Source organism: Chryseobacterium sp. MA9, from assembly GCF_024399315.1.
Lineage (GTDB): Bacteria > Bacteroidota > Bacteroidia > Flavobacteriales > Weeksellaceae > Chryseobacterium.
Genome location: NZ_CP075170.1, coordinates 4,665,547 through 4,690,123, shown reverse-complemented (window position 1 = coordinate 4,690,123; position 24,577 = coordinate 4,665,547). Strand labels below are relative to the sequence as shown.

The 24,577-nt window shown below is 36.3% G+C and carries 21 protein-coding genes and 1 tRNA gene; 16 read left to right on the top strand and 6 right to left on the bottom strand.

Translation table 11 applies throughout. The features are described 5' to 3' along the window. Positions 1-45 precede the first annotated feature (45 nt). From KIK00_RS21485 to KIK00_RS21470, 4 genes are all read left to right on the top strand, one after another. Positions 46-918 carry an ABC transporter ATP-binding protein gene (locus tag KIK00_RS21485; protein WP_255814297.1) on the top strand — a complete coding sequence of 291 codons (873 nt, stop codon included), beginning with the start codon at positions 46-48 and terminating at the stop codon, positions 916-918. A gap of 2 nt (positions 919-920) precedes the next feature. After that, on the top strand, positions 921-4,145 hold the full coding sequence (locus KIK00_RS21480) for a M1 family aminopeptidase (protein ID WP_255814296.1): 3,225 nt from the start codon (positions 921-923) through the stop codon (positions 4,143-4,145). Between the two features lie 118 nt (positions 4,146-4,263). Then, positions 4,264-4,704 (top strand): MarR family winged helix-turn-helix transcriptional regulator, encoded by a 441-nt coding sequence (locus KIK00_RS21475; protein WP_255814295.1) that lies wholly within the window; start codon positions 4,264-4,266, stop codon positions 4,702-4,704. Between the two features lie 6 nt (positions 4,705-4,710). Beyond that, positions 4,711-7,128: a TonB-dependent receptor domain-containing protein gene (locus KIK00_RS21470; protein WP_255814294.1), complete on the top strand. Its 2,418-nt coding sequence runs from the start codon at positions 4,711-4,713 to the stop codon at positions 7,126-7,128. 157 nt (positions 7,129-7,285) lie between these two features. Here KIK00_RS21470 and KIK00_RS21465 read toward each other — a convergent pair whose 3' ends face one another. Next, positions 7,286-9,544 carry a polyribonucleotide nucleotidyltransferase gene (locus tag KIK00_RS21465; RefSeq protein ID WP_255814293.1) on the bottom strand — a complete coding sequence of 753 codons (2,259 nt, stop codon included), beginning with the start codon at positions 9,542-9,544 and terminating at the stop codon, positions 7,286-7,288. A 440-nt stretch (positions 9,545-9,984) separates the two neighbouring features. On the opposite strand from KIK00_RS21465, the gene KIK00_RS21460 reads away from it, so the two are divergent. Next, on the top strand, positions 9,985-11,406 hold the full coding sequence (locus KIK00_RS21460) for a sugar MFS transporter (RefSeq protein WP_255814292.1): 1,422 nt from the start codon (positions 9,985-9,987) through the stop codon (positions 11,404-11,406). A gap of 118 nt (positions 11,407-11,524) precedes the next feature. Beyond that, positions 11,525-11,884: a DUF4260 domain-containing protein gene (locus tag KIK00_RS21455; RefSeq protein WP_255814291.1), complete on the top strand. Its 360-nt coding sequence runs from the start codon at positions 11,525-11,527 to the stop codon at positions 11,882-11,884. 272 nt (positions 11,885-12,156) lie between these two features. Here the strand turns inward: KIK00_RS21455 and rpsO are convergent, their stop codons facing one another. Beyond that, on the bottom strand, positions 12,157-12,426 hold the full coding sequence (rpsO, locus tag KIK00_RS21450; RefSeq protein ID WP_034692246.1) for a 30S ribosomal protein S15: 270 nt from the start codon (positions 12,424-12,426) through the stop codon (positions 12,157-12,159). Positions 12,427-12,599: 173 nt separating this feature from the next. Here rpsO and KIK00_RS21445 point away from each other — a divergent pair, with 173 nt between their 5' ends. From KIK00_RS21445 to KIK00_RS21420, 6 genes are all read left to right on the top strand, one after another. Then, positions 12,600-13,148 (top strand): pyruvate decarboxylase, encoded by a 549-nt coding sequence (locus tag KIK00_RS21445; protein WP_255814290.1) that lies wholly within the window; start codon positions 12,600-12,602, stop codon positions 13,146-13,148. Between the two features lie 690 nt (positions 13,149-13,838). After that, positions 13,839-13,985: a hypothetical protein gene (locus KIK00_RS21440; RefSeq protein ID WP_255814289.1), complete on the top strand. Its 147-nt coding sequence runs from the start codon at positions 13,839-13,841 to the stop codon at positions 13,983-13,985. Positions 13,986-14,132: 147 nt separating this feature from the next. Continuing rightward, positions 14,133-14,282 (top strand): hypothetical protein, encoded by a 150-nt coding sequence (locus KIK00_RS21435; RefSeq protein ID WP_164976669.1) that lies wholly within the window; start codon positions 14,133-14,135, stop codon positions 14,280-14,282. Positions 14,283-14,618: 336 nt separating this feature from the next. Next, a complete protein-coding gene (mgtE, locus tag KIK00_RS21430; protein WP_255814288.1) occupies positions 14,619-15,941 on the top strand; it encodes a magnesium transporter in 1,323 nt (440 codons plus the stop codon). A gap of 26 nt (positions 15,942-15,967) precedes the next feature. Beyond that, positions 15,968-16,708 carry an ABC transporter substrate-binding protein gene (locus KIK00_RS21425; protein ID WP_255814287.1) on the top strand — a complete coding sequence of 247 codons (741 nt, stop codon included), beginning with the start codon at positions 15,968-15,970 and terminating at the stop codon, positions 16,706-16,708. 42 nt (positions 16,709-16,750) lie between these two features. Next, complete coding sequence (locus KIK00_RS21420) at positions 16,751-17,218, top strand: cupin domain-containing protein (protein ID WP_255814286.1); 468 nt, start codon at positions 16,751-16,753, stop codon at positions 17,216-17,218. A 111-nt stretch (positions 17,219-17,329) separates the two neighbouring features. Here KIK00_RS21420 and KIK00_RS21415 read toward each other — a convergent pair whose 3' ends face one another. Beyond that, positions 17,330-17,779 carry a GAF domain-containing protein gene (locus tag KIK00_RS21415; protein ID WP_223600517.1) on the bottom strand — a complete coding sequence of 150 codons (450 nt, stop codon included), beginning with the start codon at positions 17,777-17,779 and terminating at the stop codon, positions 17,330-17,332. 13 nt (positions 17,780-17,792) lie between these two features. Continuing rightward, a complete protein-coding gene (locus KIK00_RS21410) occupies positions 17,793-19,220 on the bottom strand; it encodes a hypothetical protein (protein ID WP_047377120.1) in 1,428 nt (475 codons plus the stop codon). Positions 19,221-19,274: 54 nt separating this feature from the next. Here KIK00_RS21410 and KIK00_RS21405 point away from each other — a divergent pair, with 54 nt between their 5' ends. The 3 genes from KIK00_RS21405 to KIK00_RS21395 all read left to right on the top strand — a co-directional run bounded on the left by KIK00_RS21405 (position 19,275) and on the right by KIK00_RS21395 (position 21,614). Continuing rightward, positions 19,275-20,042 (top strand): MBL fold metallo-hydrolase, encoded by a 768-nt coding sequence (locus KIK00_RS21405; protein WP_255814285.1) that lies wholly within the window; start codon positions 19,275-19,277, stop codon positions 20,040-20,042. Positions 20,043-20,135: 93 nt separating this feature from the next. After that, positions 20,136-20,215: transfer RNA gene (locus tag KIK00_RS21400), tRNA-Leu, on the top strand. A gap of 328 nt (positions 20,216-20,543) precedes the next feature. Then, positions 20,544-21,614, top strand: coding sequence for an acyltransferase (locus KIK00_RS21395; protein ID WP_255814284.1), 1,071 nt, complete (start codon positions 20,544-20,546; stop codon positions 21,612-21,614). Positions 21,615-21,924: 310 nt separating this feature from the next. On the opposite strand, the gene KIK00_RS21390 is transcribed toward KIK00_RS21395, so the two are convergent. Continuing rightward, positions 21,925-22,620: a VIT family protein gene (locus KIK00_RS21390; protein ID WP_255814283.1), complete on the bottom strand. Its 696-nt coding sequence runs from the start codon at positions 22,618-22,620 to the stop codon at positions 21,925-21,927. Between the two features lie 218 nt (positions 22,621-22,838). Between KIK00_RS21390 and lgt the strand changes: the two genes are divergently transcribed. Then, on the top strand, positions 22,839-23,675 hold the full coding sequence (lgt, locus tag KIK00_RS21385) for a prolipoprotein diacylglyceryl transferase (protein ID WP_255814282.1): 837 nt from the start codon (positions 22,839-22,841) through the stop codon (positions 23,673-23,675). A gap of 78 nt (positions 23,676-23,753) precedes the next feature. On the opposite strand, the gene KIK00_RS21380 is transcribed toward lgt, so the two are convergent. Beyond that, positions 23,754-24,509, bottom strand: coding sequence for an SDR family oxidoreductase (locus KIK00_RS21380; RefSeq protein ID WP_255814281.1), 756 nt, complete (start codon positions 24,507-24,509; stop codon positions 23,754-23,756). Between the last annotated feature and the right edge of the window lie 68 nt (positions 24,510-24,577).

Sequence of the window (24,577 nt, the reverse complement as noted above, 5' to 3'; positions counted from 1 at the left end):
GCTGCCGAAAGGCCGCCTGTACTTCTATTCCCCAAACACAACACTATGAATACATTATCTATCAACAACCTCAGTCTTACCTACAAAAATGGTTTTCAAGCCATTAAAGACATTTCTCTAGACATCAAAAACGGAATGTTCGGACTGCTTGGACCCAACGGAGCAGGAAAATCATCTCTGATGAAAACTATTGTGGGACTTCAGAAACCAACATCAGGAACCTTGGTTTTCAATGAAGTGGATATTATTAAGAATCCTGATTATATCAAACAAAATCTGGGATTTCTTCCTCAGGATTTTGGAGTATATCCCAAAGTTTCAGCCTATGATCTGTTGGAACATATAGCCATATTGAAAGGTATTACCAATAAAAGTAAGCGTAAAAATCAAATTCTGAGTCTGTTGGAAAAAGTCAACCTTTCTGATTTTGCTAAAAAAGAAGTACATACATTTTCTGGAGGAATGAAACAGCGTTTTGGCGTTGCCCAGGCATTATTAGGGAATCCGAAAATCATCATTGTGGATGAGCCTACCGCAGGATTAGATCCGGAGGAGCGCAATCGGTTCAATACATTGCTCAATGATATCAGCCAGGATGTTATCGTCATTCTGTCCACGCATCTCGTTGAAGACGTCAGAAATCTCTGTTCGGAAATGGCTGTAATGAACCATGGGCAGATTCTCAGAAAAGGAAATCCGGGAAAATTAATAACAGAACTGGAAAACAAAATCTGGTCAAAACCTATTGACAAAACCGAACTGGAAACGTATAGTTCCAGCTATGAAATCATCAGCAGGCAGCTTCTTGAAAGAGAACTTCACATTACCGTATTTTCTGAAAATTCTCCTAAAGATTTCAGTTCTGTAACCCCTTTACTGGAACACGTTTATTTCCATACACTTACTCAAAAACCTTAATCATGAACACAATATTTTTATTTGAAGCCGGACGCACCACCAAGCACTGGCTCACTTATCTTATGGCTTTACTTTTAATAGGTCTGGGCATCTTTTGCGGCAGCCAGTTCAATCTATCCGTAGGAGAAGGTATTTATTTGAATTCACCCTACACCATTGGTTTTATGACCGGAATGCTGAGCCTCGCCGTGATTTTTTTCGCTACCGTATATGCATTACAGCTGCTTTTTAAAGATCAGGATTCAAAATTTGACCATATCCTGTTTTCATTTCCGTTTTCAAAATTCACATATCTGAAAGGAAAATTCACCGCTTATTTTCTTCAGACATTGATAAGTTTTTCATTTCTGATGACTGGATTTCTCATAGGACAAATCATGCGAACCGGAAGTGAAATGCAGGAGGGTTTTAATATCATACATTACATCTACCCATTGTTGATCTTTGGATTTATCAACAGCTTGTTTGTCTGCAGTTTTCTTTTTCTCATTTCATTTATTGTCAGAAAAAAACTGCTGGTTGTAGTGGGTGGATTGCTTCTGTATGTATTTTATATGATTATTTTACTGTTTTCCAACTCTCCCTTTATGGCAGGAAGCTTACCTCAGTCCTTAGAAACGCAGCAGCTTTCAGCTTTGATTGATCCTTTTGGACTGTCTGCTTATTTCATGGAAGCCCGTAACCTTAATTCGCATCAGAAAAATATTCAGATGGTTCCTCTTACGGGCTATCTGCTGTTCAACAGGCTCTTATTTATCTTTATATCAGTTGGAATTCTTCTCCTTTCACTCAGATTATTCTCATTCTCCAATACATCCGGGCAGAAAGTAAAAACAATGGGAATTATCCCGCCAATATCCGAAACAAGTCAATCAGAGTATTCTTCTGTTTCACCCAGCTTTGATAGACTGGCTTCTTTTAGGGCTGTATTTTCTTTTGTGAAAACCGATCTTACCTATCTGTTCAAGAGTACTGCTGTTCCTGCAGTCTCTATCCTCCTATTATTTTGTGTCGGCATGGAAATGTATGCGGAGATTGAAAAAGGAATCCGTCTTCCGCAGAAATATACCGGTTCGGGACTTATGGCAACAACTATTTCAGAGAACTTTCATCTGCTTGGTCTTCTTATTTCAGCTTATTTTCTGAATGATATATTCTGGAGAAGCCGATCTTCCGGATTTTTCCTGATTGAAAACAGTACTTATTTCTCAAAAAACAGATTAACCGGACATTTTATTTCAATCTGCCTTCTGCTGCTTTTCTTTACAGGAATTTTAATTGCTCAGGGAATTATCTTTCAGGCTGTTTATCAGTATTTTCATATCGACTGGAATGCTTATCTCGGCGTTTTCCTTTTCAATACTTTTCCTCTGATTTTATTTTCAGGATTGATTTTATTGATTAATGACCGGATTCCCAATAAGTTCATTGCACTCGGTATTTCTATTCTCGCAGTTTTTACATTATCAGGTCCTGTTTCCGGAAAAATCATCTCCTACCCTCTTTTCAGAATCTTTTCAGATTTTAAAGGTACTTACAGTGATTTTAGCGGCTATGGAATTTATGAAAAGGCTTTTGCACAAAGACTTCTGTTCGGAGCGGGTGTCATCTGTATTTTATGGGTATTTAATCGTTTAATAAAGATTAAAAAAATCTCTGCCATTACTTCCGGCCTCAGTATTCTTTTGTTGATTTCAGGAATCTATGCAGGAATATTGTTTATGAAAGGTTATGATTCTAAAGATAAAGACCAGGCCATCTTAAGTTCTGTAGAATATGAAAAAAACTTCCGGAAATACGAAAACCTTCCACAGCCTGATATCTCTGATATTATAACAGAAATTAAGCTTTATCCTTCGGAAAACGCCTATCAGATCGTAGGAAAGTACACCCTTACAAATCAAACCAGCCAGCCCATCAACAAAATACTCGTTAATTTTAATGAGGATCTAAAGCTTGAATCTGCTGTATTGACATCCGGTACTGAAACAATGAAAATTGATAAAAAAACTACAGAAGTATCATTAAAACAAGCTATTCAGCCGGGCGAAACAGCTTCCCTGAACTTCACTCTTTCCTACCAATGGTTTGCTGTAAACAGTCACCAGTCTTTTAATGCTATTATTGAAGACGGGGCTTTTATGAGGATTAGCAGGTATTATCCCACCATCGGCTATCAAAAGGATTATGAAATTCAGGATGAAAAGCAACGCGTCCAATTCAAACTGGGAAAACTTACTGCACTGAAGAAACCTGAAGCTCCTGAAGTGGTAAAAAAGGATTTTATTAATCTCAATATGACCGTTTCTACTGAAGGGAATCAAACAGTTATAGGTACAGGAGATCTGGTAAAGAAATGGACAAAATCCGGGCGTCACTATTTCCAGTATAAAGCAGGTCAGATTCCTTTCCGGTTTGCGGTTTCATCAGCAAAATATGAGATAAAAAGTGAGAACTATAAAGGAATCACCATCAATATCTTTTATCATAAAAAACATTATGAAAACGTAGATCACCTTCTTGAAAATGCCAAACTTACTTTAGATTACTGCCAGCAGAATTTCGGGCAATATCCTTTTAAGACCATCAATTTTGCAGAGATTTCATCTTTTACCAAAGGTTTTGCGGCTACAGCCTATCCTTCTGCGGTCTTTATGCCGGAAGACATGATTTTTCATGCCAACATACAGGCAGATAAAAAGCAGGATGTCATCAATGAACTGGCAGGTCATGAGCTCTCCCATCTCTGGTGGGGAAACAGCCAGATCAATCCCGATGACAGAGAAGGTTCTGTGATGCTTACCGAAACACTGGCTATGTATACGGAAATGATGCTTTACAAGAAAATGCACGGCAGAGAAAAAATGATGGAGAGAATCAAAGTGCATCAGCAAATCTATGATAATGAAAAAGGACTGTCTGAAAATGTTCCCATCTATAAAGCAACAGGAGAAGTTCCTCATATTTCTTATTCCAAAGGAGCTGCCGCAATGGTTGAGTTGAGCAATTTAATCGGTGAAAAGAAGGTGAATACGGCCTTAAAAAGCTTTCTCAACAACAATCATTATCCCAGAAAGCCTACTTCACTGGACCTGATCAGTGAGTTTTACAAAGCTTCTCCGGATGTTTATACCAGAAAACAAATCGACAGATTATTCAAGACTACAGAAAATATAACTTTTACTTCAGGGTCGAAAAACGCCTCTACAAAGACAAAACAGGAATAACTTACAGGCCGTTTTTAATTTTTTTTGAAAATACTTTCCAGGAATTGTAACAAAATAAAAAGGGATTCTACCAATTGATTGATATATCAATAATTGATAAATCATTTAATTCTAAAATATGGAAAAGTTAAATTCAATTATATTCTACAACATAGACAAAGCAATCAGAGCCTATAGAAACTATGCTCAGCGGCAGCTGAAAGCCCATGGTTATACGATCACAATTGATCAGTGGCTTATCATCAAAGCGATTCTGGAAAACCCGGGAATTACCCAGAATGAGATTGGTGACCTTGTTTTCAAAGACAATGCTTCTGTTACAAGGATTATTGAATTAATGGTAAAATCCGAATACATTACAAGACATGTTCATCCTGAAGACCGCCGAAAAACCAATCTGGAAGTAACAGATTCCGGAGTAAAAGTGATCAGAGAGGTTCAGAATATTGTGGAGAAGAACCGTAAAACAGCTTTGAAGGGTATTAAAAATGAGGAACTGGAAGTCATGTATTCAGCTTTACTGAAAATTTCAGAAAACTGTCTTAACCCTAAAAAGTAAAACGCTATGACCAGAATACTCTCATTTATTTTTATCTGCATACTGACCTCGTTCAGCAGCAGATATTCTGCCCAACAGGCTACGCAGAATTTGTCTTTGTCCGGAAATATAAAATCCGGAAAAACTGAGCAGATGGAGATCAATCTCTTTAATGCAGATCATCAGCTAATCAAAACAGAAATTGCTGATAGTAATGGTAAGTTTAATTTTGATGATTTAAAAGAAGGAACTTATCAGATAAAGATCAATAGAAACGGTGCTGAAGTCTATCATTCGGAAAATATTTCATTAGCTGAAAATACGACGCTCCCTTCCATAGACCTGAGTGTAAAATCTATTGAAGGTGTAACGATCACCAAAACCAAACCTCTTATTGAAAGACAGGACGGAAAAATGATCATGAATGTTGAAAACAGCATTGCAAGCACCGGAAATTCTGCTTTTGAAGTCTTGGAAAAAGCTCCGGGAGTAAGTATTGACAATAATGATAATATCAGCCTCCGCGGGAAAGGAAATCTTCTGATTCAGATTGATGGCAAAAATACACCGATGACCGGAAGCGACCTTGCCAATTATCTTAAGGGAATTCCGTCCTCCACTATTGAAAAGATAGAATTCATTACCAATCCATCTTCCAAATATGATGCAGCGGGATCTGCAATCATTAATATTAAGCTTAAAAAAGAACAGAGAAAAGGAACCAACGGAAGTGTTTCCACCTCGTTAGGAACGGGTAAATATGTGAAGAACAATAACAGTTTCAGCATTAACCACCGAAATAAGAAAATCAATATTTTTGGAAATTACAGCTTTGCCTACAGAGAAGCTTACAATGGTCTGGTACTGGACAGAAATTTCTATGAAGCCAACAATTTTAAAAAAGCATATGTACAGGATAATTATCTGAAATTCAAATTCAACAGCCATGTTGCCAAGGCAGGAATGGATTATTATCTGAATGATAAAAATGTGCTTGGATTTTCTATGGGGCTGATCTCAAACAAATTCAATGTGAACGGAGATAATTCCAATGTGACACTGGGAAGCAACCATCTTCCTGAAAGCTCATTCACCACCGTCAACAGATCAAATGACCGCTGGACCAATCTTTCATTCAACCTTAATCATAAATATACGATTGATTCTTTAGGCTCTGAAATCTCTACTGATTTCGACTACATTAATTATGCAAACTCTTCACTGCAAAGTTTTGATACCCAAACGCATGACATAGCCAGCGGAACGAATAATCTGGACATCATAAAAGGTGATATGGATGGAAAGCTGAATATTTATTCTTTAAAATCTGATCTTACCAAGAATTTTAAACATGAATGGAAACTGGAAACGGGAATTAAAACCAGCTTTGTAAAAACAGATAATGATCTGAAGTTTTTCAATGCAAGCTCAGGAGTTTCGATCCCTGATCTTGCCAAAACCAATCATTTTATTTACGAAGAAAATATTAATGCGGTGTATGGAAATGTCTCTAAAAAATGGGAAAAGTTCAAAGCGACAGCAGGGTTAAGAATGGAAAACACCAATGTAAAAGGAACCCAGATTACTACTAATCAAATCAACAAAAGAAATTACACTCAATTGTTTCCAAGTGCCGTTTTTTCTTATGATCTGACAGATAAAAGCAGCCTTGAAGTTAATTTCAGCAGAAGGATCACAAGACCTAGCTATAACCAGCTGAATCCTTTTAAGTTTTATCTTGATCCTACGACACTTAAAGCAGGAAATCCTGATCTGAATGCACAGACCACAATGAATTATGAACTGACTTACAGCCTGAGCAACAAATATTTTGCAACATTAAGCTACAGCAAAACATCTAATAATATCACAGATATCCTTAAACCTGTGGTAGAAAACGGACAGGTAGTTACAGTACAGACTATTGAAAATTTAAATTCTGTATCTTATTTCGGGTTAAACCTGATTGCGCCTGTAAAAGTGACCCCATGGTGGGATATGAACAACAGTGCTAATTTCTACTATGGATCATACACTGGAAATGTTTCAGGAACACAGATCAATAACAAAGGAAACTTCACTTTTAATATCAACAGCATCAATTCATTCAAGCTAGGAAATGGTTTCACTGCTGAGCTCACCGGGAATTATAAGGCAAGAGAAGTGTATGCTTATCTGGATATAAGTCCTAATTGGTATCTGAATATCGGAGCTCAGAAGAAATTCAAAAACAACAGTACCCTGAAGTTATCTTTCACTGATATGTTCTTTACGAGCAATATAAAAGGACAAACCGTTTATAATGATTATCTTGAAAACTTTGCAGTAAAAAGAGATACCCGTGTGGTGACGCTTTCTTATACTTACAATTTCGGTTCTTCTAAAAATGGACAGCCCAGAAAAACGGGAGGTGCTGAGGATCTGAAACAGAGAATTGGAAGCTAATAATTATAGTCATTACGAGGCGAGGGTGAAGTAATTTCAAAATTTCCCTTTAAATTTCCAAAAGTGAGATTACTCTAATGCTATACATTTCGCAATGACATAAAAAGCAAAAATCCCTCAAAATTGAGGGATTTTTTATATTTAAGAATAAATCTTATTAAGCTTCGTTCGAAGGAGTTTCGTTTTCCACTGGTCTTTCACCCTGTGGTTTTTGTCCTTCAGGTCTTCTTTGTCCCTCTGGTCTTCCCTGTCCTTCTGGTCTTCTTTGCCCTTCTGGTCTACCTTGTCCTTCCGGTCTTGGAGGTCTTGGTAGAAGAACTTTTCTTGAAAGTTTCATTTTCTTACGGTCATCATAACCCATGAACTTCACTTCTACTTCATCACCTTCAGCATAAGGAACTTTGTCAAGACGAGCCCATTCAATTTCAGAAATGTGAAGAAGTCCTTCTGTACCTTTAGCAATCGCTACGAAAGCACCAAAGTCCATTACTTTTACTACTTTACCATTGTAAACTTCTCCTACAACCGGTACGAAAGTGATTTCATTAATCTTAGCAACAGCAGCATTGATTTTCTCTCTGTCTGTTCCTGCAATTTCGATACGTCCAATTTCACCTACTTCTTCAATAGCAATAACAGTATCTGTATCTTTCTGCATCTGCTGAATGATTTTTCCTCCAGGCCCGATTACAGCACCAATGAAGTCTTTAGAGATCTCCATTACCACCATTTTCGGAGCGTGAGGCTTCACATCTGCTCTTGGTTCAGAAATAGTTTCAGTAATTTTATTTAAAATGTGTAGTCTTCCGTCTCTGGCCTGCATCAATGCTTTTTCCATGATGTCCATAGAAAGTCCCTGGATTTTAATATCCATCTGACAAGCTGTAATACCATCTGCAGTACCTGTTACTTTGAAGTCCATATCTCCCAGGTGGTCTTCATCTCCTAAGATATCAGAAAGTACAGTGAATTTACCTGATTTTGCATCTGTGATCAATCCCATAGCAATACCGGAAACAGGTTTTGTAATTTGTACCCCTGCATCCATTAGTGCTAGTGTTCCTGCACAAACTGTTGCCATTGAAGATGAACCGTTTGATTCAAGGATATCAGAAACAATTCTGATTGTATATGGATTTTCTTCAGGAATAACGGCCTGTAATGCTCTCTGAGCAAGGTTACCGTGTCCTACTTCTCTTCTTGAAGTTCCTCTTAGAGGTCTTGCTTCACCTGTAGAGAATGGAGGGAAGTTATAGTGTAAGAAGAATTTCTCGTCGTGCTGCGTGATTACGCTGTCTACCATATTTGCATCTTTCACAGAACCTAAAGTTACTGCTGTTAAAGACTGAGTTTCACCTCTTGTAAATACTGCAGAACCATGAGCTCCCGGAAGGTAATCAATTTCTGACCAGATTGGGCGGATCGTTTGAGGATCACGTCCATCAAGACGGATATTGTCTTCAAGGATCATCTGACGCATTGCTTCTTTTTCTACGTCATGGTAATATACTTTTACGAAAGGAGTTACTCTTTCCAATTCTTCTTCATTATCACCGTATTGAGCAAGGAATTCTTCACGAACAGCTTTGAATTTCTCTCCTCTCTCCTCTTTTCCAGATGGAGTTCTTGCTACTTCATATACTTTATCGTAAGTTTCTTTCCACACTTTTTCACGAATTTCTTCGTCGTGATTTTCGTGAGAATATTCTCTCTTAGGGAAAGCTTTTCCTACTTTTTCTGCTAATCTTTCCTGAGCTTCAATTTGCTTTTTAATTTCAGCATGACCAAAATTAATAGCTTCTAACATTTCCTGCTCAGAAATTTCTTTCATTTCTCCTTCTACCATTACGATGGAGTCTTTAGTAGCTCCAACCATGATGTCTAATTCAGAATTTTTCAATTCTTCGTAACTTGGGTTGATAGAAAGCACTCCGTCAAATCTTACAACTCTTACTTCAGACATTGGTCCGTTGAAAGGAATATCTGTAATAGCAATAGCTGCAGAAGCTGCCAAACCTGCTAAATCATCAGGAATTGTTTTTCCGTCATAAGAAATTAATGAAATCATCACCTGAACTTCAGCATGGAAATCTTCAGGGAAAAGCGGACGTAAAACTCTGTCCACCAAACGCATCGTTAAAATTTCCTGATCTGAAGGTCTTGCTTCTCTACGAAAGAAGTTTCCAGGAATTCTTCCACCTGCATAGAATTTTTCTCTGTAATCAACGGTTAATGGTAAAAAATCTACACCAGGATTTGCTTCTTTATTGGCCACAACAGTTGCTAAAAGCATTGTTCCGCCCATTTTTACTACCACAGATCCATCAGCCTGCTTAGCCAATTTCCCTGTTTCGATAGTGATTTCTCTGCCATCTGCAAGAGTAATCATTTCTGTAAACGCTTGAGGTATACTCATAAATTTGTCTTCTTAATACTCCGTATTGAGTATGAATTAATATTTAAACTCTTTAAATTTCGTGTGCAAAGGTACTATATAATAATGAAATATTAAATTTTTCACTTGTATAAATAGGTCGTCAAAATACAAAAAATTGGCTATCAGTTGATGAAATATTCAAAATTTATAGCTGTAATCTCAACATATTCATTATTTGTGAAAACAGAAATGTGTTTTTCTGAAGATAATGCATTGAAAAATGCTGTTGTTTTTGTATTATTGTCTCAAAAAATGAAAATAACATTCTAAACCGAAAAGAAGCATACATTTCATTATAAAAACCATTAAAATTATTGCAAACCAATAGGCTGATCCCTATATTTGCCCTACTTCACCAATTACAATGCTGTAGGCTAAAAAAGTTAAGGAACGATCCTTATCCAGATAAATAAATGTTTATGATTAATAAAGAAGTACAATCTCAAAGCAGGAATTATACGGTTCCGTTGATTACCATCACCCTGCTGTTTTTTATGTGGGGATTCATCACTTGTATGAATGATATCCTGATCCCCTATCTGAAGCAACTTTTCAATCTTACCTTTTTTGAATCCATGCTGGTACAGTTCTGTTTCTTCGGAGCTTACTTTATCGGATCACTGATTTATTTTTTGATCTCTATCACGAAGGGAGATCCTATCAATAAATTAGGATATAAAAAAGGGATACTGTTCGGAATTTTTCTGGCAGCTTTCGGCTGTGTTCTGTTTTATCCGGCAGCTACTTTCTCGTATTATCCGTTGTTTTTGGGAGCTTTGTTTATTTTGGGACTGGGCTTTACGGTACTCCAGATCACTGCCAATGCGTATGTTTCGTTACTGGGAAGTGAAGAATCTGCTTCCAGCCGACTGAATATGACACAGGCATTCAATGCATTCGGAACTACGATTGCTCCTGTGCTTGGAGGCCACCTTATTTTTGAATTTTTCTCGTCTCCGGATGGATCATTCAGTGCGGTAGCAACAAGAATTCCGTATCTTATTTTCGCGGGTATTCTCTTGCTGGTAGCCTTATTGATTTCCAGAGTTAAACTTCCGTCATTCCAGATGGGTGAAGAGGAAATTGTAAAAGGTTGGGGAGCTCTTGAATTCAGCCACCTGAAATTTGGTGTATTTGCTATGTTCTGCTATGTGGGTGGAGAAGTAGCGGTGGGTAGTTTTATCATCAGTTTCCTGGAGCAGCCTCAGATCATGGGTTTTAATGAAATTATCAGTAAAAATTACCTTTCCATGTATTGGGGCGGAGCGATGATCGGTCGTTTTCTGGGAGCAATCTCTTTAAATCAGTCCTTAAGTCAGGGCAAAAAGGCAGTTTACATGCTGGGAGCAGCAGGAGCTGTTTTTCTTGTGATCTTCAGTATTGTGAATCTTACCTTCTCTCAGATCAGCTTTTTCCTTGTATTTATCGTTCTGAATTTCATAGCTTTTTTCATTGGTAAAGCGGCTCCGGCAAGAACATTATCCATCTTTGCCGCGATCAATGTTGTATTATTGATTTCTGCTATGGTGAATCATGGTGAGCTTGCAATGTACAGTATTTTAGGAATCGGAATTTTCAACTCTATTATGTTCTCTAATATTTATACATTAGCAATTTCAGGACTTGGTAAATATACCAGCCAGGGATCTTCTTTGGTGGTAATGGCCATTTTGGGAGGTGCTATTGTTCCTATTTTCCAGGGATATCTTGCAGATCAGTTTGGAGTACAGCACTCATTTATCATTCCTGTATTCTGCTATCTGGTAATTCTCATATTTGGAGCATATTGTACCAAATATTTGGGTCATGTAGAAAGCACTGAAGCCAAATCAGGGCATTAAAATAAATTATATAAAAATATACAAAGCGGAATATCTCAAAATATTCCGCTTTTTTTATATCTATTCATGTAACTTTCTCCTGAAATGAGAAACCTATCCTAAACCTAATGCAATTACAATGAAAATACAGTTAAAACTTGAATACGCAGCATTTCTGTTATTAGGAATTTATGCTTTTGCCCAAACAGGGTATTCATGGTGGTGGTTTGCAGGACTATTCCTTGCTCCGGACATTTCAATGCTGGGATACATAATCAATAATAAAGTAGGAGCTTTCTTTTACAATCTCTTCCATCACTTTGGAGTTGCTATCGTTGTTTATCTTGCAGGAACAGCTCTATCTCTGCCCTATTTACAGGTGATTGGAACCATTTTATTTTCTCATTCAGCTTTTGACAGAATTCTTGGCTATGGATTGAAATATCCGGACAGCTTTCAGAATACGCATTTGGGGAAGATTGGAAAAAAGGCTGAGTAGTTATATACCCCATTCTTTGAATTTTCGCCACCCCTCCGAGAGAGGGGAATCTTTGCACCTTTGGCTGTAATATTTGTTGTAGTTGAATTTTTTTTAATTATTCACGGATAATAAGGGCTGCATTCCTACGGAGTGACTAAGTTGAAAGATTCGTCAGTGTATAGATATCAATACTTCAAAAATTTAAATACCTTTTTTGACTTTTGTGGTAACATTAAAATAAAAAAGCAACCTCTTTCGAAGTTGCTTTTTATTTTGAAAATCTTTATAGATTATTTTCTTAAACCTAGTTCAGCAATAATTGCTCTATATCTTGCGATATCTTTGTTTTTAAGGTAATCTAGTAAACTTTTTCTCTTACCTACCAATTTCACTAGAGATCTCTCTGTGTTGAAATCATGACGGTTAGCCTTTAAGTGCTGAGATAAGTGGTTGATTCTGAAAGTGAAAAGAGCGATTTGTCCTTCAGCACTTCCTGTGTCTTGTGCAGATTTTCCGTGTTTTGCGAAAATTTCCTGCTTTTTGTCTGTTGTTAAGTACATTCCAATATTGTTTAATGATTATTATGTAACGGGTGCAAAATTACGACTATTTTTTGATTCTGCAAACATTATTGATTTCATAAATCAAATTTGATAGAAAAAAATGTTAAAAATTTCTTAATAAATTTTATGCCATCCAACGAAAAGGCAGTAATTTTGCATTCGGATTACAAATGAAAAAAATTATATTCTTTACAGCAATTACCACTTTTTTATTTATTGGCCTTACTTCGGTAAAAGCTCAGAAAGCTGCTGATGACAAAATAAAAAAAGTTCTGTACTTCAATCCCGAGGTAGAGCCTGATATTGATGAGATAAAAGATCCTACCAACAATGCATTCTTTGATGCTGTTTCCGATAATTTCAGCAACAGAAAAAATAAAATGCTCCGGGCGGAAGTTCAGGTTCCCTTTGACAGCATAGATAAGCAGACTATTGCAGATTACTGCATCAATAACGACGCTGATTTTGCTATTGTTTCCAAAGTGAGATATTTCAAAGTAGGATTTGGAAAGTATGTTTTTTCCAATCAGGTAGTTGTCAGCATGAAACTTTTTGGTCCTGACGGAAATCTTGTCACGGAAACAGACTATGATACTTACCGAAAAAATATGCGTCTATTGGGTTCAACAGTAAACTCAGTTAAAATAGGAACCGAAGGAGCCATAAAGGGAATTATAAAAAAACTGAGAAAACTGAAGCCGACGGAAGCTGAGCTTTAAGGTTTAAATATAAGACCTTTGATAATCAATGGTCAATTTTGCTTCGCAAGTCAATTGTGAATTTTTGTCATGCAGACTAATACACATAGCGGTCAAATTCATAATTCTTTTATAGACGTTATCCCGTATAATATCTACATGTATATCAATACTTTGAATACTTTCATTAGTTTAGTTTTATCTTAAATCTAAATTATTATGAAAAATTCAAATTTAAAAAGACTGAGGCAGAAACAGCCAGAAAGAAGTCTTAGGAATTATCATACGTCTTCACAATGTCAATACCATTTTGAATGTCCGGGTGGATCATGCTGTCACAGAGTATGTGTGGCTTACCCATGCCCTGAATTATAAATATTTTCATGTTAAATAAAGCACTTGTTTACACTTATGAACAGGTGCTTTTTAATTTAAAACACTTTATAAACTACTGATTAACAATTAAATATTTTCACCAAATAAGGAATTATTAAATATTTTTTACTATTTTAGTCAAACCTTAAAACTAAATCTTATGAAAAATTTAAAGAAACTCAGCCGAGAAAAAGCAAAGCAAATTAACGGCGGCTCAATGGAAAGATGCAGTGAAAGCAATCCGTGTACTGTTGGATGGTGTTGTTTTGGAATCTGTTCTCCCTTCATCTGTCTTGAATAAAAAAAATTAAAATAAATCACATAAAATCAAATCTCATGAAAAATCTAAAAAAACTCAGCAGACAAGTACAAAAGGAAATTAAAGGCAGCGGGCCTTTCAAAAGATGTACAGAACATTACCAATGTCCGGGCGGATCATGTTGTAACAACATCTGTGTTCTCAATCCATGTCCTCTGGAATAATATATGATCATTACAGACACCTGCACTTGTAGGTGTTTTTTTATTTAAAAAATTAAATAAAAAATTGATTTGCAATAAAATATTTCATTAACAAATGAATAATATAGAAATATTTATTATTTTAGTACAACATTAAAACTAAATTATATGAAAAACTTAAAGAAACTCAGCAGAGAAGCTGCCAAACAAATTAATGGTGGTATCGGACCGTTCAGATGCAGCATAACAAGACCTTGCTCTGTTGGATATTGCTGTAACGGAGAATGTATTGATCATGATTGTATGATAGAGCCTTAATATATTGATGATTATGAAAAATTCAAATCTTAAGAAGCTCAACAGGTTCGAGCAAAAAAATATTAAAGGAAACGGAATAAAAAAGTGTGGTGACAATTCTGATTGCGGACCATACCAATGCTGTACAAACGCTGTCTGTACATACATTCCTACTTCAGAATGTGAACCAATTTAAAGAATATTGGAATTTTAAATTTAATTTTTGACATCCGTTCCGACGGATGTTTTTTGTACTTATACTGAAGCACTAAACTTTAATTAATCCTTAATTTTCCCAGTTTATTGCTTAGTCTTAAAAATTTGAATTATTTTTGCATATCCAAAAAAATTCACGTTTTGAATTCTAGAGACGAACTTATCTTCAACCCTGCCGATATTGCCGAAACTCTCAGCGAACTTCCTGCTGATGAGAGGCTGCTTGCGTTCCTGAAGGTTCCGAAAGAGTACAAAGCAGAAGTTTTTTCACACCTTGACCCTGATTTCCAGGAAGATACCATCAGAAGTATCGGAAGCGATGAAGTTTCTGAAATTCTGAATGCTATGACTCCGGATGACAGGACTGCTCTTTTCGAGGACTTCCCGGATGAGCTTATCAAATATTCCATCAATCATCTTAACCCGCAGGAAAGAAGAATTGCTATAAAGCTTCTTGGCTACAACTCAGATTCTATTGCCCGTCTGATGACTCCCTATTATATTCAGATCCGTAAGGAATGGACGGTAAAAAGATGTCTTCAGCAGATCAAAAAGGTAGGAAAAAGAGTGGAAACCATGAACTACCTTTATGTGGTGGATGAAAGAAACCGCCTGATTGATGACCTTGCTATCGGAACTTTACTGTTGGAAGAGGAAGACACGCTGGTTTCTGATATTACAGATAATCATTTCGTGGCGATTACCACTACAACTTCCAAAGAGGATGCGGTAACTTATTTCGAAAAGTATGACCGTGGCGCTCTTCCCATTATTACGGAAGCCGGTGTGCTGGTAGGAATTGTAACGATTGATGATATTCTTGATCAGATTGAACAGCAGAATACAGAAGACATTCAGAAATTTGGGGGATTGGAAGCATTGGATCTTCCCTACACCCAGACATCATGGACTGAGATGATCAAAAAAAGGGCAACTTGGCTGATTATCTTATTCGTTTCGGAAATGCTGACTGCTTCTGCAATGGGATATTTTGATAAAGAAATTGAAAAAGCTGTTGTGCTGGCATTATTTGTTCCGCTGATCATCTCCAGTGGAGGAAATTCCGGGTCACAGGCAGCAACATTAATTATTCGTGCAATGGCACTTCAGGAAATCAGTCTTAAAGACTGGTGGTATGTCATGAAAAAGGAAATTATCTCCGGATTATGTCTTGGGGCTATTTTGGGAGTGATCGGATTTATCCGGATTATGCTTTGGCAGCAGATAGGTCTATTTGATTATGGACAATATTGGGTATACGTAGGATTGAGTGTTTCTGTTTCTCTGATTGCCATTGTATTATGGGGAACTTTATCAGGTTCTATGATCCCGTTCGTCTTAAAGAAATTAAACCTTGACCCAGCTACCTCTTCTGCTCCATTTGTAGCAACATTGGTGGATGTTACTGGACTTATTATCTATTTTACCGTAGCCGGACTTTTCTTAACCGGAAAACTTTTGTAATTTTAGGCATCATCTAACATGCCAATATGAAAATCGTCTCACTTGTCCCCTCAATTACGGAGGCTTTATTTGACCTTGGACTCACCGAAAATGAAGTTGTAGGGAGAACAAAATTCTGTATTCATCCCCAGGATAAAATAAAAAATGTATCAGTAATCGGTGGGACCAAAAATATCAATATTGAGAAAATAAAAATGCTACAACCGGATCTCATTCTTGCCAATAAGGAAGAGAATGTAAAAGATCAGGTAGAAGCTTTGATGGATGACTTCAAGGTAACAGTCACCAATGTAGAAACCATTGAGGACAATTATTACTTGCTTAAAAATCTCGGGAAACTTTTCGGAAAGGAGGAAAGAGCGCAGCTTTTTAATCTTAAAATATATGAAATCCTGAATCAGACCAAGTTGGAAACTCCTGTAAAAGCAGCTTATCTTATCTGGAAAAATCCCTATATGACAATTGGTTCAGATACGTTTATTCATAGAATCTTATCAGAGATTGGCTTTGAGAATATTTTCAAGGATAAAACCCGTTACCCTCAAATTACGACTGACGATCTTGCGGATGCAGATGTCATCATGCTTTCTTCTGAACCGTTTCCGTTTAAAGAAAAACATATTGAAGAACTGCAGGCCTTCTATCCTGATAAAAAGATTATGATTGTAGATGGTGAAGCATTTTCCTGGTATGGAACTCATATTGCGAAATGCGAGAATTATTTTAAAGGACTTCTTGCAGAAATTCATTTGATGCAGCAAAGCTAATTTTTTTGACCATCAACTTTAAACTCTAAACATTAAACTCACATGTCCGATACAGTTATATTATCCGAGGGAGCAGAATTCGATCACGTTATTCAGGAAGTTTCAAAATACATCAATCTTTATGTAATGGCATTTGAAAAGAACGAAAGAACCATCACACAAATGGATAAACGTGAGAATATGTATGGTGGAAACGGAACTGTATATATGCTGCAGATGTTTGCTCAGAAGGAATTAGCTCATAATCGTCTGGCTGCCTATATGGTTTTATTGAATAAGGGTGATGAATCAGGGTTTCATACACATAATCAAAGAAATGAACAAGAACTTTACGTGGTCATACATGGAACCGGAGAATATCTTGAGAGAACCGGAATTGGAGGACCAATACGAAGTAAAATTCTTCAGAAAGGAGACATCACAGCTATCAGTTCCATCGGCTACCATTCTGTCAAAAACACAGGAGATGAGCCTTTAATCATGTTTGTCATTACCACTTATAATCCATAATCTATGAATAGTAATACCGGGAATCTCCGGTTATACATTTCATTTCAAATATCATAAAAAAACTCCGCCTGTAAAAGCCGGAGTCTATATTGTATTCGGATTGAAATTCAATTACAAAACTTTAGAAACTTCGTTACAAAGCCATTCTAATAATTCACGGTCTTCATTAGTGAAAGGATCTACCGTATGGGAATCGATATCAATCTGACCGATGTTTTTTCCATCTTTAAAAATAGGAACTACAATCTCGGCTTTTGTATCGATGGAACAGCTTAAATAATTGCTTTCTTCGTTCACATCAGGAACTACAAATGTTTCATTGGAAACCGCAACCTGCCCGCAAATTCCTTTACCGTAAGGAATAATGGTATGATCTGTTGGAGCTCCTACGTAAGGACCTAAAATTAATTCTTCCTTATCTCCATTTTTGAAATAGAAACCTGTCCAGTTGAAGTAAGAGATTTCCTGATCCAACAAGTGGCAAACTTTTTCAAGTTTTTCTTCTGTATTATGTTTAGGACTTTCAAGAATTGAGGAAAGTCTTTTCTTTAATTCTGACATTGTATATATTTTTTTAAGAGAATTGTTTTAGGGAAAGTTCTTCTTTATATCCGAACATTCCACGCTCTTTAATCATTTCTGCTACACCTTCCGGAACCTGAGTTTCCCAGCCTTTCACACAACATGCTATTTTTCTCAATATTTCTCTTGAGTAAATTTCCAAAAACTCCGGATTATAGTTCGTAATATCTACAATACGATTGTTGTGTTTGAAATATTTGTATAGTTCTTTCAGGTTTTCTTCTACTTTCAGGTTTGAAGAATCCAGCAATTGGTGAGTTTCAGGATCTTTATAAGGATACAGATATACTCTCATCCCGTTTCTGAAAAATTTTCCGAATGCCTCAAGGATTCCACCTGACATATTTTTATAGTATTTCTCGTCAAATACCATCAACAGGTTATTTACTCCCATTGCTACTCCAATATCCCCACTTGTGTAAGATGCAAAATAATCAATCAGCCTATAGTATTCGGAGAAATTGGAAATAATAACAGTGTATCCCAGTTTAGCAAGAATATCAACCCTGTCAAGGAAATCTCTTTCGTCAATATCTCCGTCTGCTCTCAGATTTGAAATGGTGATCTCGATAAGAACTTCTGTTTCTTCATGGGTACAGATAGCATCTTTGAAAAACATATCCATCCCATTTTTAAGCATATCAATGTTTACTTTCGTTACCGGTCTGAAACTTCCTCTTACCGCGAAAATATTTTTCTTGTATAATACATCTGCTGGAAGCATATTACTGCCCTGAGAATTGAAAATCACCGCATCGGTCATTCCATTTTTCACCAGCTGAAGAGACATCAGCCTGTTATCGACATATGCAAAAGCAGGTCCGCTGAAATCGATCATATCAATTTCCAGATTGTCTTTTGCAATATCATCGTATAAAGATTCTACTAAAGTTCTTGGATTGTCAAAATAATTGAAAGCCCCGAAAATAAGATTTACCCCCAGGTTCCCTAAGGTTTCCTGCTGAAGGGTAGCATCATTTTCTTTGAATTTTACGTGAATCACGATTTCATTGTAATCTTCATTTTCTTTGGTCTGAAAACGAATTCCTACCCAGCCATGGCCTTTTACAGTTTTGTCAAAATTGATGGTTGTTACCGTATTGGCATAAGAAAAGAATTTTCTATCGGGATTATTATCTCTTGAAATTCTCTCTTCAATCAAAGCTACTTCATACCGAAGCATTTTGCGAAGTCTGTTCTGGGTAACGTACCTGTTTTTTACTTCTTTTCCGTAGATGGCATCACTAAAATCTTTGTCATAAGCAGACATCGCCTTAGCAATCGTACCGGAAGCTCCTCCTGCTCTAAAAAAGTGGCGAACAGTCTCCTGCCCTGCTCCAATTTCTGCGAAAGTACCATAAATAGTAGGATCTAGATTAATTGTTAATGCTTTTTGTTTAGGAGTTAGTTTCTGATACATTAGGACATGAAATTTTTTGTAAATTTACCAAAATTAAACCAACCTCAAAACAAAATGAAGTTGAAATTTTTAGGAACCGGTACTTCACAAGGTGTACCCGTTATAGGCTGTACATGTGAAGTATGTACTTCTGAAAATCCCAAAGACAATCGTTTACGATCTTCTGTGATGGTGACTACGGAAGAAAATAAAAAAATACTGATCGACTGCGGTCCGGATTTCAGGCAGCAAATGCTTACCAACCACGAACATACCGTAGATATTGCGTTGATAACTCATGAACATAATGACCACGTAATCGGGCTTGATGATATGCGGCCATTGATTTTTAAGAGTGGAAAAGATGTTCCGCTCTACTGCTACTCAAGAGTTGCCCATGAAATAAAAAACAGATTTCCTTATGCTTTTGCTGATGTAAGATATCCCGGAGCACCCGCTTTTGAACTTCATGAAATTAAAAATACCCCCTTCCAGGTACTTGATACGGAAATCACTCCTGTAGAAGTGATTCACTATAAAATTACTGTCTTCGGATACAAATTTAAAAACCTTGCCTACATTACAGATGCCGGATTCATTTCTGAAACAGAAAAAGAAAAGCTGAAGAATCTGGACGTTCTGATATTAAACTGTATCAGAAAATTTGATCCTCATCCTGCCCATTTTATTCTTCCGGATGTTATCAAACTATTTGAAGAGCTAAAACCAAAGAAATTATTTTTAACACACATCAGTCATCATTTAGGACTACATGATATTGAAGATAAGCAGCTTCCACCCGGAATGCACCTTGCCTACGATGGTTTGGAACTCAATTTTTAAAAATTTTTCTTCAAAAAGCTTTTGAACATTGAAAAAAGTTTATATATTTGCACACCAATTTGAAACAAACATCACGTTTGAAGTAAACATCAAGCCCAGGTGGCGGAATTGGTAGACGCGCTGGTCTCAAACACCAGTTCTTAGGAGTACCGGTTCGATCCCGGTCCTGGGTACAAAAAACCTCTGAAATCATTTGATTTTCAGAGGTTTTTACTTTTTAGGATGATCAAAAGAGTGACTTTTTACACGACTCTATTCTTTTAGAAATTAATAACTTCTTCAAGTTGATCAATTACAAGTTCATACAATAAATAATTCTGGATTTGTGCTTCAAAGCACAATATGTGGGACAGCACTTTTACTCTTGTGTTATCATTCTAATTTTTTCAAATATTAGAAATATAATAATCAAAGTCTAAACAGATTTATTAATAAAAGTTAAGAGTACTATTATTTTTTCACGGTTTCGTATTTTACTTTACTTTTGCGGAAAATATTTTTATGAAGATAAGATTTGAATTTCTTGATGGGATAAGAGGAATTTCAGCGTTATGGGTAGTTTTGTATCATTCTTTATTATTTAATGGGTATTCTACAGCTCACGATATCAAATGGTCTAATGACCTTATTCTATACTTTATACAAAAATCTACATCAATTGGTCATTTAGCCGTATCTATATTTATAGTTCTTTCAGGTTTTTGTCTTGCCATTCCAGTGGTTAACAATAATATGGAAATAAAAGGTGGATTTAAAAGATATATCAGCAGAAGAGCTAAGAGATTAATTCCGCCATATTATATTGCTTTATTATTATCAGGATTAATGATCTTATTTTTCCCTTTATTACAAACAGCACAAAATACAGCCTGGGATAGTAAGATACCTGTCACTTTGGGGTCTGTTATCAGCCATATTGGGTTAGTTCATAATTTGGATTCTTCATGGATTTATAAGATCAATGGAGCTCATTGGTCCATAGCTACAGAATGGCAGATCTATTGGCTTTTTCCTCTCATGCTTATATTTTGGAAAAGAATTAATATGTATGTATCGTTTATTCTATTCGCTGTATTGGCATTATTATTAAAAAAGCTGATTCCAATGGCAAAACCTGAATTTATAATTCTATTTTTCATGGGAGTTATATGTTGTTATTTATCATTTAAAAGGACTACAATCAATAAATTTTTAATTCCGTTAGCGGTAACTCTTTTCATAGGAAGTTTAGTGGTATTCTCGCTGTTAGATATTAACGGTTTTTTAATGATATTGATTACAGGGGTAACTTTCTCTTTTTTACTGTATGCATTAGTCACTTACAAAAAATTAACAGGAAAATCAATTGCTATTCTTGAAAACAAACCATTAGAATTTTTAGGAAAAATATCTTACAGCCTATATCTTATACACGGTCCGTTCCTTGCATTAATAAATCTTTATTTATTAAAAAACTTTGAACTTACAAATGATACCCGGCAATGGGTTATCTTTGGATTTATTTTTATTTTTATAATCCCTATAACAACTATTTTTTATAACCTGGTTGAAAAGAGATTTCTAAATAAGTAATAATGATCTCCAATTAAACAATACAAAAGACCACCTGCAAAACGCAGGTGGTCTTATTCTTTTATTTAACAGATCTGTTTTTTTAACTAATCCAATGCTTTTAAAACCGCTTCAAGCTCCAGATCCCGTTTCTGAATAATATCATCATTAGAATACCGGATATAGTTATTGATCCTCATTCCTACTTTTTGAGTCTGGGATTTGTCATAATAGAAAATACCATTTCCGGTAAATTCCAGATTATACCAGGCAGTTTTACAGCTCTAAATACACTTTTAAGTATATAAAATGTAAATAATTTTCATAGCCTTTACGCTACATTGACTCCGAAAATATGCCCTACAAATGCTGTAATTCCCATTGCAACGGTTCCCCAGAAACAGATCCTCAATACTGCGACTTTAATATTGGAACCTCCCGCTCTTGCAGAGATTGCTCCCAAAAGCATTAAAAATATAATTGAAAAGCCGTATTGGAAATACACCATTTGTTTAAGAGGTGCCAAAAGAGAAACGCTAAACGGCAATAAAGCGCCCACCGCAAATGAACTGAATGAAGCCATCGCTGCCTGCAATGGTTTCGCCTGCGTTATTTCATTAATGCCTAATTCATCACGGGCATGCGCTCCCAATGCATCGTGTTCTGTAAGTTCAATAGCTACCTGCATCGCTGTTTCTTTGGTGCATCCTCGTTTTTCATACACTTTAGCAAGTTCTCTAAGTTCTATTTCAGGCATTTGCTCAAGTTCATGTTTTTCGCGAAATAAATCTGCCTTCTCGGTATCTTCCTGTGAACTCACGGAAACATATTCCCCCGCTGCCATAGACATAGCCCCCGCAATCATACCCGCCAATGCCGCAAGAATAATGATATGCCGGTCTGGTTCCGCAGCCGCAACCCCGATAACAATACTGGTAGTGGATAATAACCCGTCATTCGCTCCCAATACAGCTGCCCGAAGCCAGCCTACCCTGTTTACATAATGTTTTTCCAACTGATGATGCATAACTTTTTGTTTTGGTGCAGGTTAAAGTTACCAAATGTTTCATCAAGAATCATTTTAAATTATATTCATTCTTATCACTGATAAAAACCTTATTCTGCTCAGAAATATAATTTTATCTTTTAGGTGAAATCCATCCTTAGCATTCTGAAAATCAAATTAAAAAACACAGGAATACGGCCAGCCTGTTCAGAAATTCCTAATTTCTTATCTTTGCAGGAATGAATTTATTATATATCAACTGGGATGTCAATCCCGAAATCGTCAATATCTTAGGGTTTCCTTTAAAATATTACGGAATACTATTTCTTGCAGGACTGGTTTTATGTTTAAATATTTTAAAACGTATTTATAAAAAAGAAGGCCTTAGTTCGCAGGCTCATGAAGCTTTATTCTCTTATGCACTTATAGGAATTCTAGTGGGTGCCAGACTGGGACACTGTCTTTTTTATGATTTCGACTATTATTCTCAGCATCCGCTTGAAATATTATTACCGATTCAGAAAGGAGTGGACGGAACTTACCACTTTACAGGATTTGCAGGACTTGCCAGTCATGGTGGTGGTATCGGATTGGTGATCATGCTTCTTATATATGCAAGAAAATTTTCTATCCCGTTCATGACGGTTTTAGATGCTATAGCGATTGTACTTCCGTTGGGTGGTACTTTTATAAGGCTGGCCAATCTTATGAATTCTGAAATTATTGGAATTCCTACGGATGTTCCATGGGCTTTTATATTCCGTCAGGTAGATGATCTTCCGAGACACCCAGCACAGCTTTATGAAGCTATTTCTTATTTTATTATTTTCCTTTCCGTGTATTTTATTTACAAGAAAAACATATTTAAAATCGGAAAAGGGTTTTATTTCGGAATCAGTATTCTGTTGATCTTCATCATGAGAATTCTGATCGAGTTCATCAAAGTAGACCAGGTAGAATTTGAGCACGGAATGAGCCTGAATATGGGACAGCTGCTGAGTATTCCTTTTGTTCTTCTCGGTTTATTCTTTATCATTAAAAGTATATTGGAAAAAGGAAAGGTAAAAGCCACTTAATTTCCTGATTTCTTCTAAAATAAAACTCACTGAAAGCTGTTTCAGTGAGTTTCTTTTTTTTATGGATTACCCAATAGATTATCTTGTTGTATATCCTCCGTTAGCAAAAATGGTCTGCCCGGTAATCCACCAGCCTTCTGTTACCAGAAATTCTACCAGCGGAGCGATATCTTTAATATCTGTAAGGCCTCCCAATGCTGATGCTGATTTATGATAAGCAACTGCATCATCCGTTTCCTGTCCATAGAAGAAAGGAGTATCCATTGGGCCAGGTGCTACAGCCGTTACAGAAATTCCTCTTCCTCCAAATTCTTTAGAAGCAGCTCTTGTAAAATGCTCTACCGGTGCTTTTGCTCCTGCATAAGTAGAATACAGTCCTGTGTATGCCGCCAGCAATGAAGTAACAATAGTACAGATTTTCCCCTGATTGTTCAGTTTTTTACCAGCTTCCTGCAAAAAGAAGTAAGCTGATTTTGAGTTGACATTAAACATGGTATCATATTCTTCTTCTGTAGTTTCAGCAAATGGCTTTTTAAGTACCATTCCTACAGTATTGATCGCAATATCAATCCCACCGAAACGAGAAACTGCTTCATCAAAGAATTTTGTAATATTATCTACTTTGGTAAGATCACCCTGAAACAAAAATGCTTCTGCTCCTAATGCCTGTACCTCAGCAAGTGTTTTTTCGCTATCAGCTCTAGAGCTTTCACTGTTGTAATGTATTGCCAGTTTTGCGCCTTTTGCTGCAAAATCTCTACTTAACAGTCCTCCCAGGTTTTTACCTCCTCCAGCAATTAAAACAACTTTTCCTTTTACATTTTGTGTTGACATTGATTTTATTTTTAAATGTTAATGAGGCAAAGATGGATAATAAAAACGGCCACAACATGGTGAAATTT

Coding starts and splice junctions, on each gene's coding strand:
- KIK00_RS21405 (WP_255814285.1), top strand. CDS start 19,275: ATGAAGTTGAAATTTTTAGGAACCGGTACTTCACAAGGTGTACCCGTT.
- KIK00_RS21415 (WP_223600517.1), bottom strand. CDS start 17,779: ATGTCAGAATTAAAGAAAAGACTTTCCTCAATTCTTGAAAGTCCTAAA.
- KIK00_RS21390 (WP_255814283.1), bottom strand. CDS start 22,620: ATGCATCATCAGTTGGAAAAACATTATGTAAACAGGGTAGGCTGGCTT.
- KIK00_RS21425 (WP_255814287.1), top strand. CDS start 15,968: ATGAAAATCGTCTCACTTGTCCCCTCAATTACGGAGGCTTTATTTGAC.
- KIK00_RS21440 (WP_255814289.1), top strand. CDS start 13,839: ATGAAAAATCTAAAAAAACTCAGCAGACAAGTACAAAAGGAAATTAAA.
- KIK00_RS21395 (WP_255814284.1), top strand. CDS start 20,544: ATGAAGATAAGATTTGAATTTCTTGATGGGATAAGAGGAATTTCAGCG.
- lgt (WP_255814282.1), top strand. CDS start 22,839: ATGAATTTATTATATATCAACTGGGATGTCAATCCCGAAATCGTCAAT.
- rpsO (WP_034692246.1), bottom strand. CDS start 12,426: ATGTACTTAACAACAGACAAAAAGCAGGAAATTTTCGCAAAACACGGA.
- KIK00_RS21460 (WP_255814292.1), top strand. CDS start 9,985: ATGATTAATAAAGAAGTACAATCTCAAAGCAGGAATTATACGGTTCCG.
- KIK00_RS21455 (WP_255814291.1), top strand. CDS start 11,525: ATGAAAATACAGTTAAAACTTGAATACGCAGCATTTCTGTTATTAGGA.
- KIK00_RS21465 (WP_255814293.1), bottom strand. CDS start 9,544: ATGAGTATACCTCAAGCGTTTACAGAAATGATTACTCTTGCAGATGGC.
- KIK00_RS21470 (WP_255814294.1), top strand. CDS start 4,711: ATGACCAGAATACTCTCATTTATTTTTATCTGCATACTGACCTCGTTC.
- KIK00_RS21475 (WP_255814295.1), top strand. CDS start 4,264: ATGGAAAAGTTAAATTCAATTATATTCTACAACATAGACAAAGCAATC.
- KIK00_RS21480 (WP_255814296.1), top strand. CDS start 921: ATGAACACAATATTTTTATTTGAAGCCGGACGCACCACCAAGCACTGG.
- KIK00_RS21485 (WP_255814297.1), top strand. CDS start 46: ATGAATACATTATCTATCAACAACCTCAGTCTTACCTACAAAAATGGT.
- KIK00_RS21435 (WP_164976669.1), top strand. CDS start 14,133: ATGAAAAACTTAAAGAAACTCAGCAGAGAAGCTGCCAAACAAATTAAT.
- KIK00_RS21445 (WP_255814290.1), top strand. CDS start 12,600: ATGAAAAAAATTATATTCTTTACAGCAATTACCACTTTTTTATTTATT.
- KIK00_RS21420 (WP_255814286.1), top strand. CDS start 16,751: ATGTCCGATACAGTTATATTATCCGAGGGAGCAGAATTCGATCACGTT.
- KIK00_RS21410 (WP_047377120.1), bottom strand. CDS start 19,220: ATGTATCAGAAACTAACTCCTAAACAAAAAGCATTAACAATTAATCTA.
- KIK00_RS21380 (WP_255814281.1), bottom strand. CDS start 24,509: ATGTCAACACAAAATGTAAAAGGAAAAGTTGTTTTAATTGCTGGAGGA.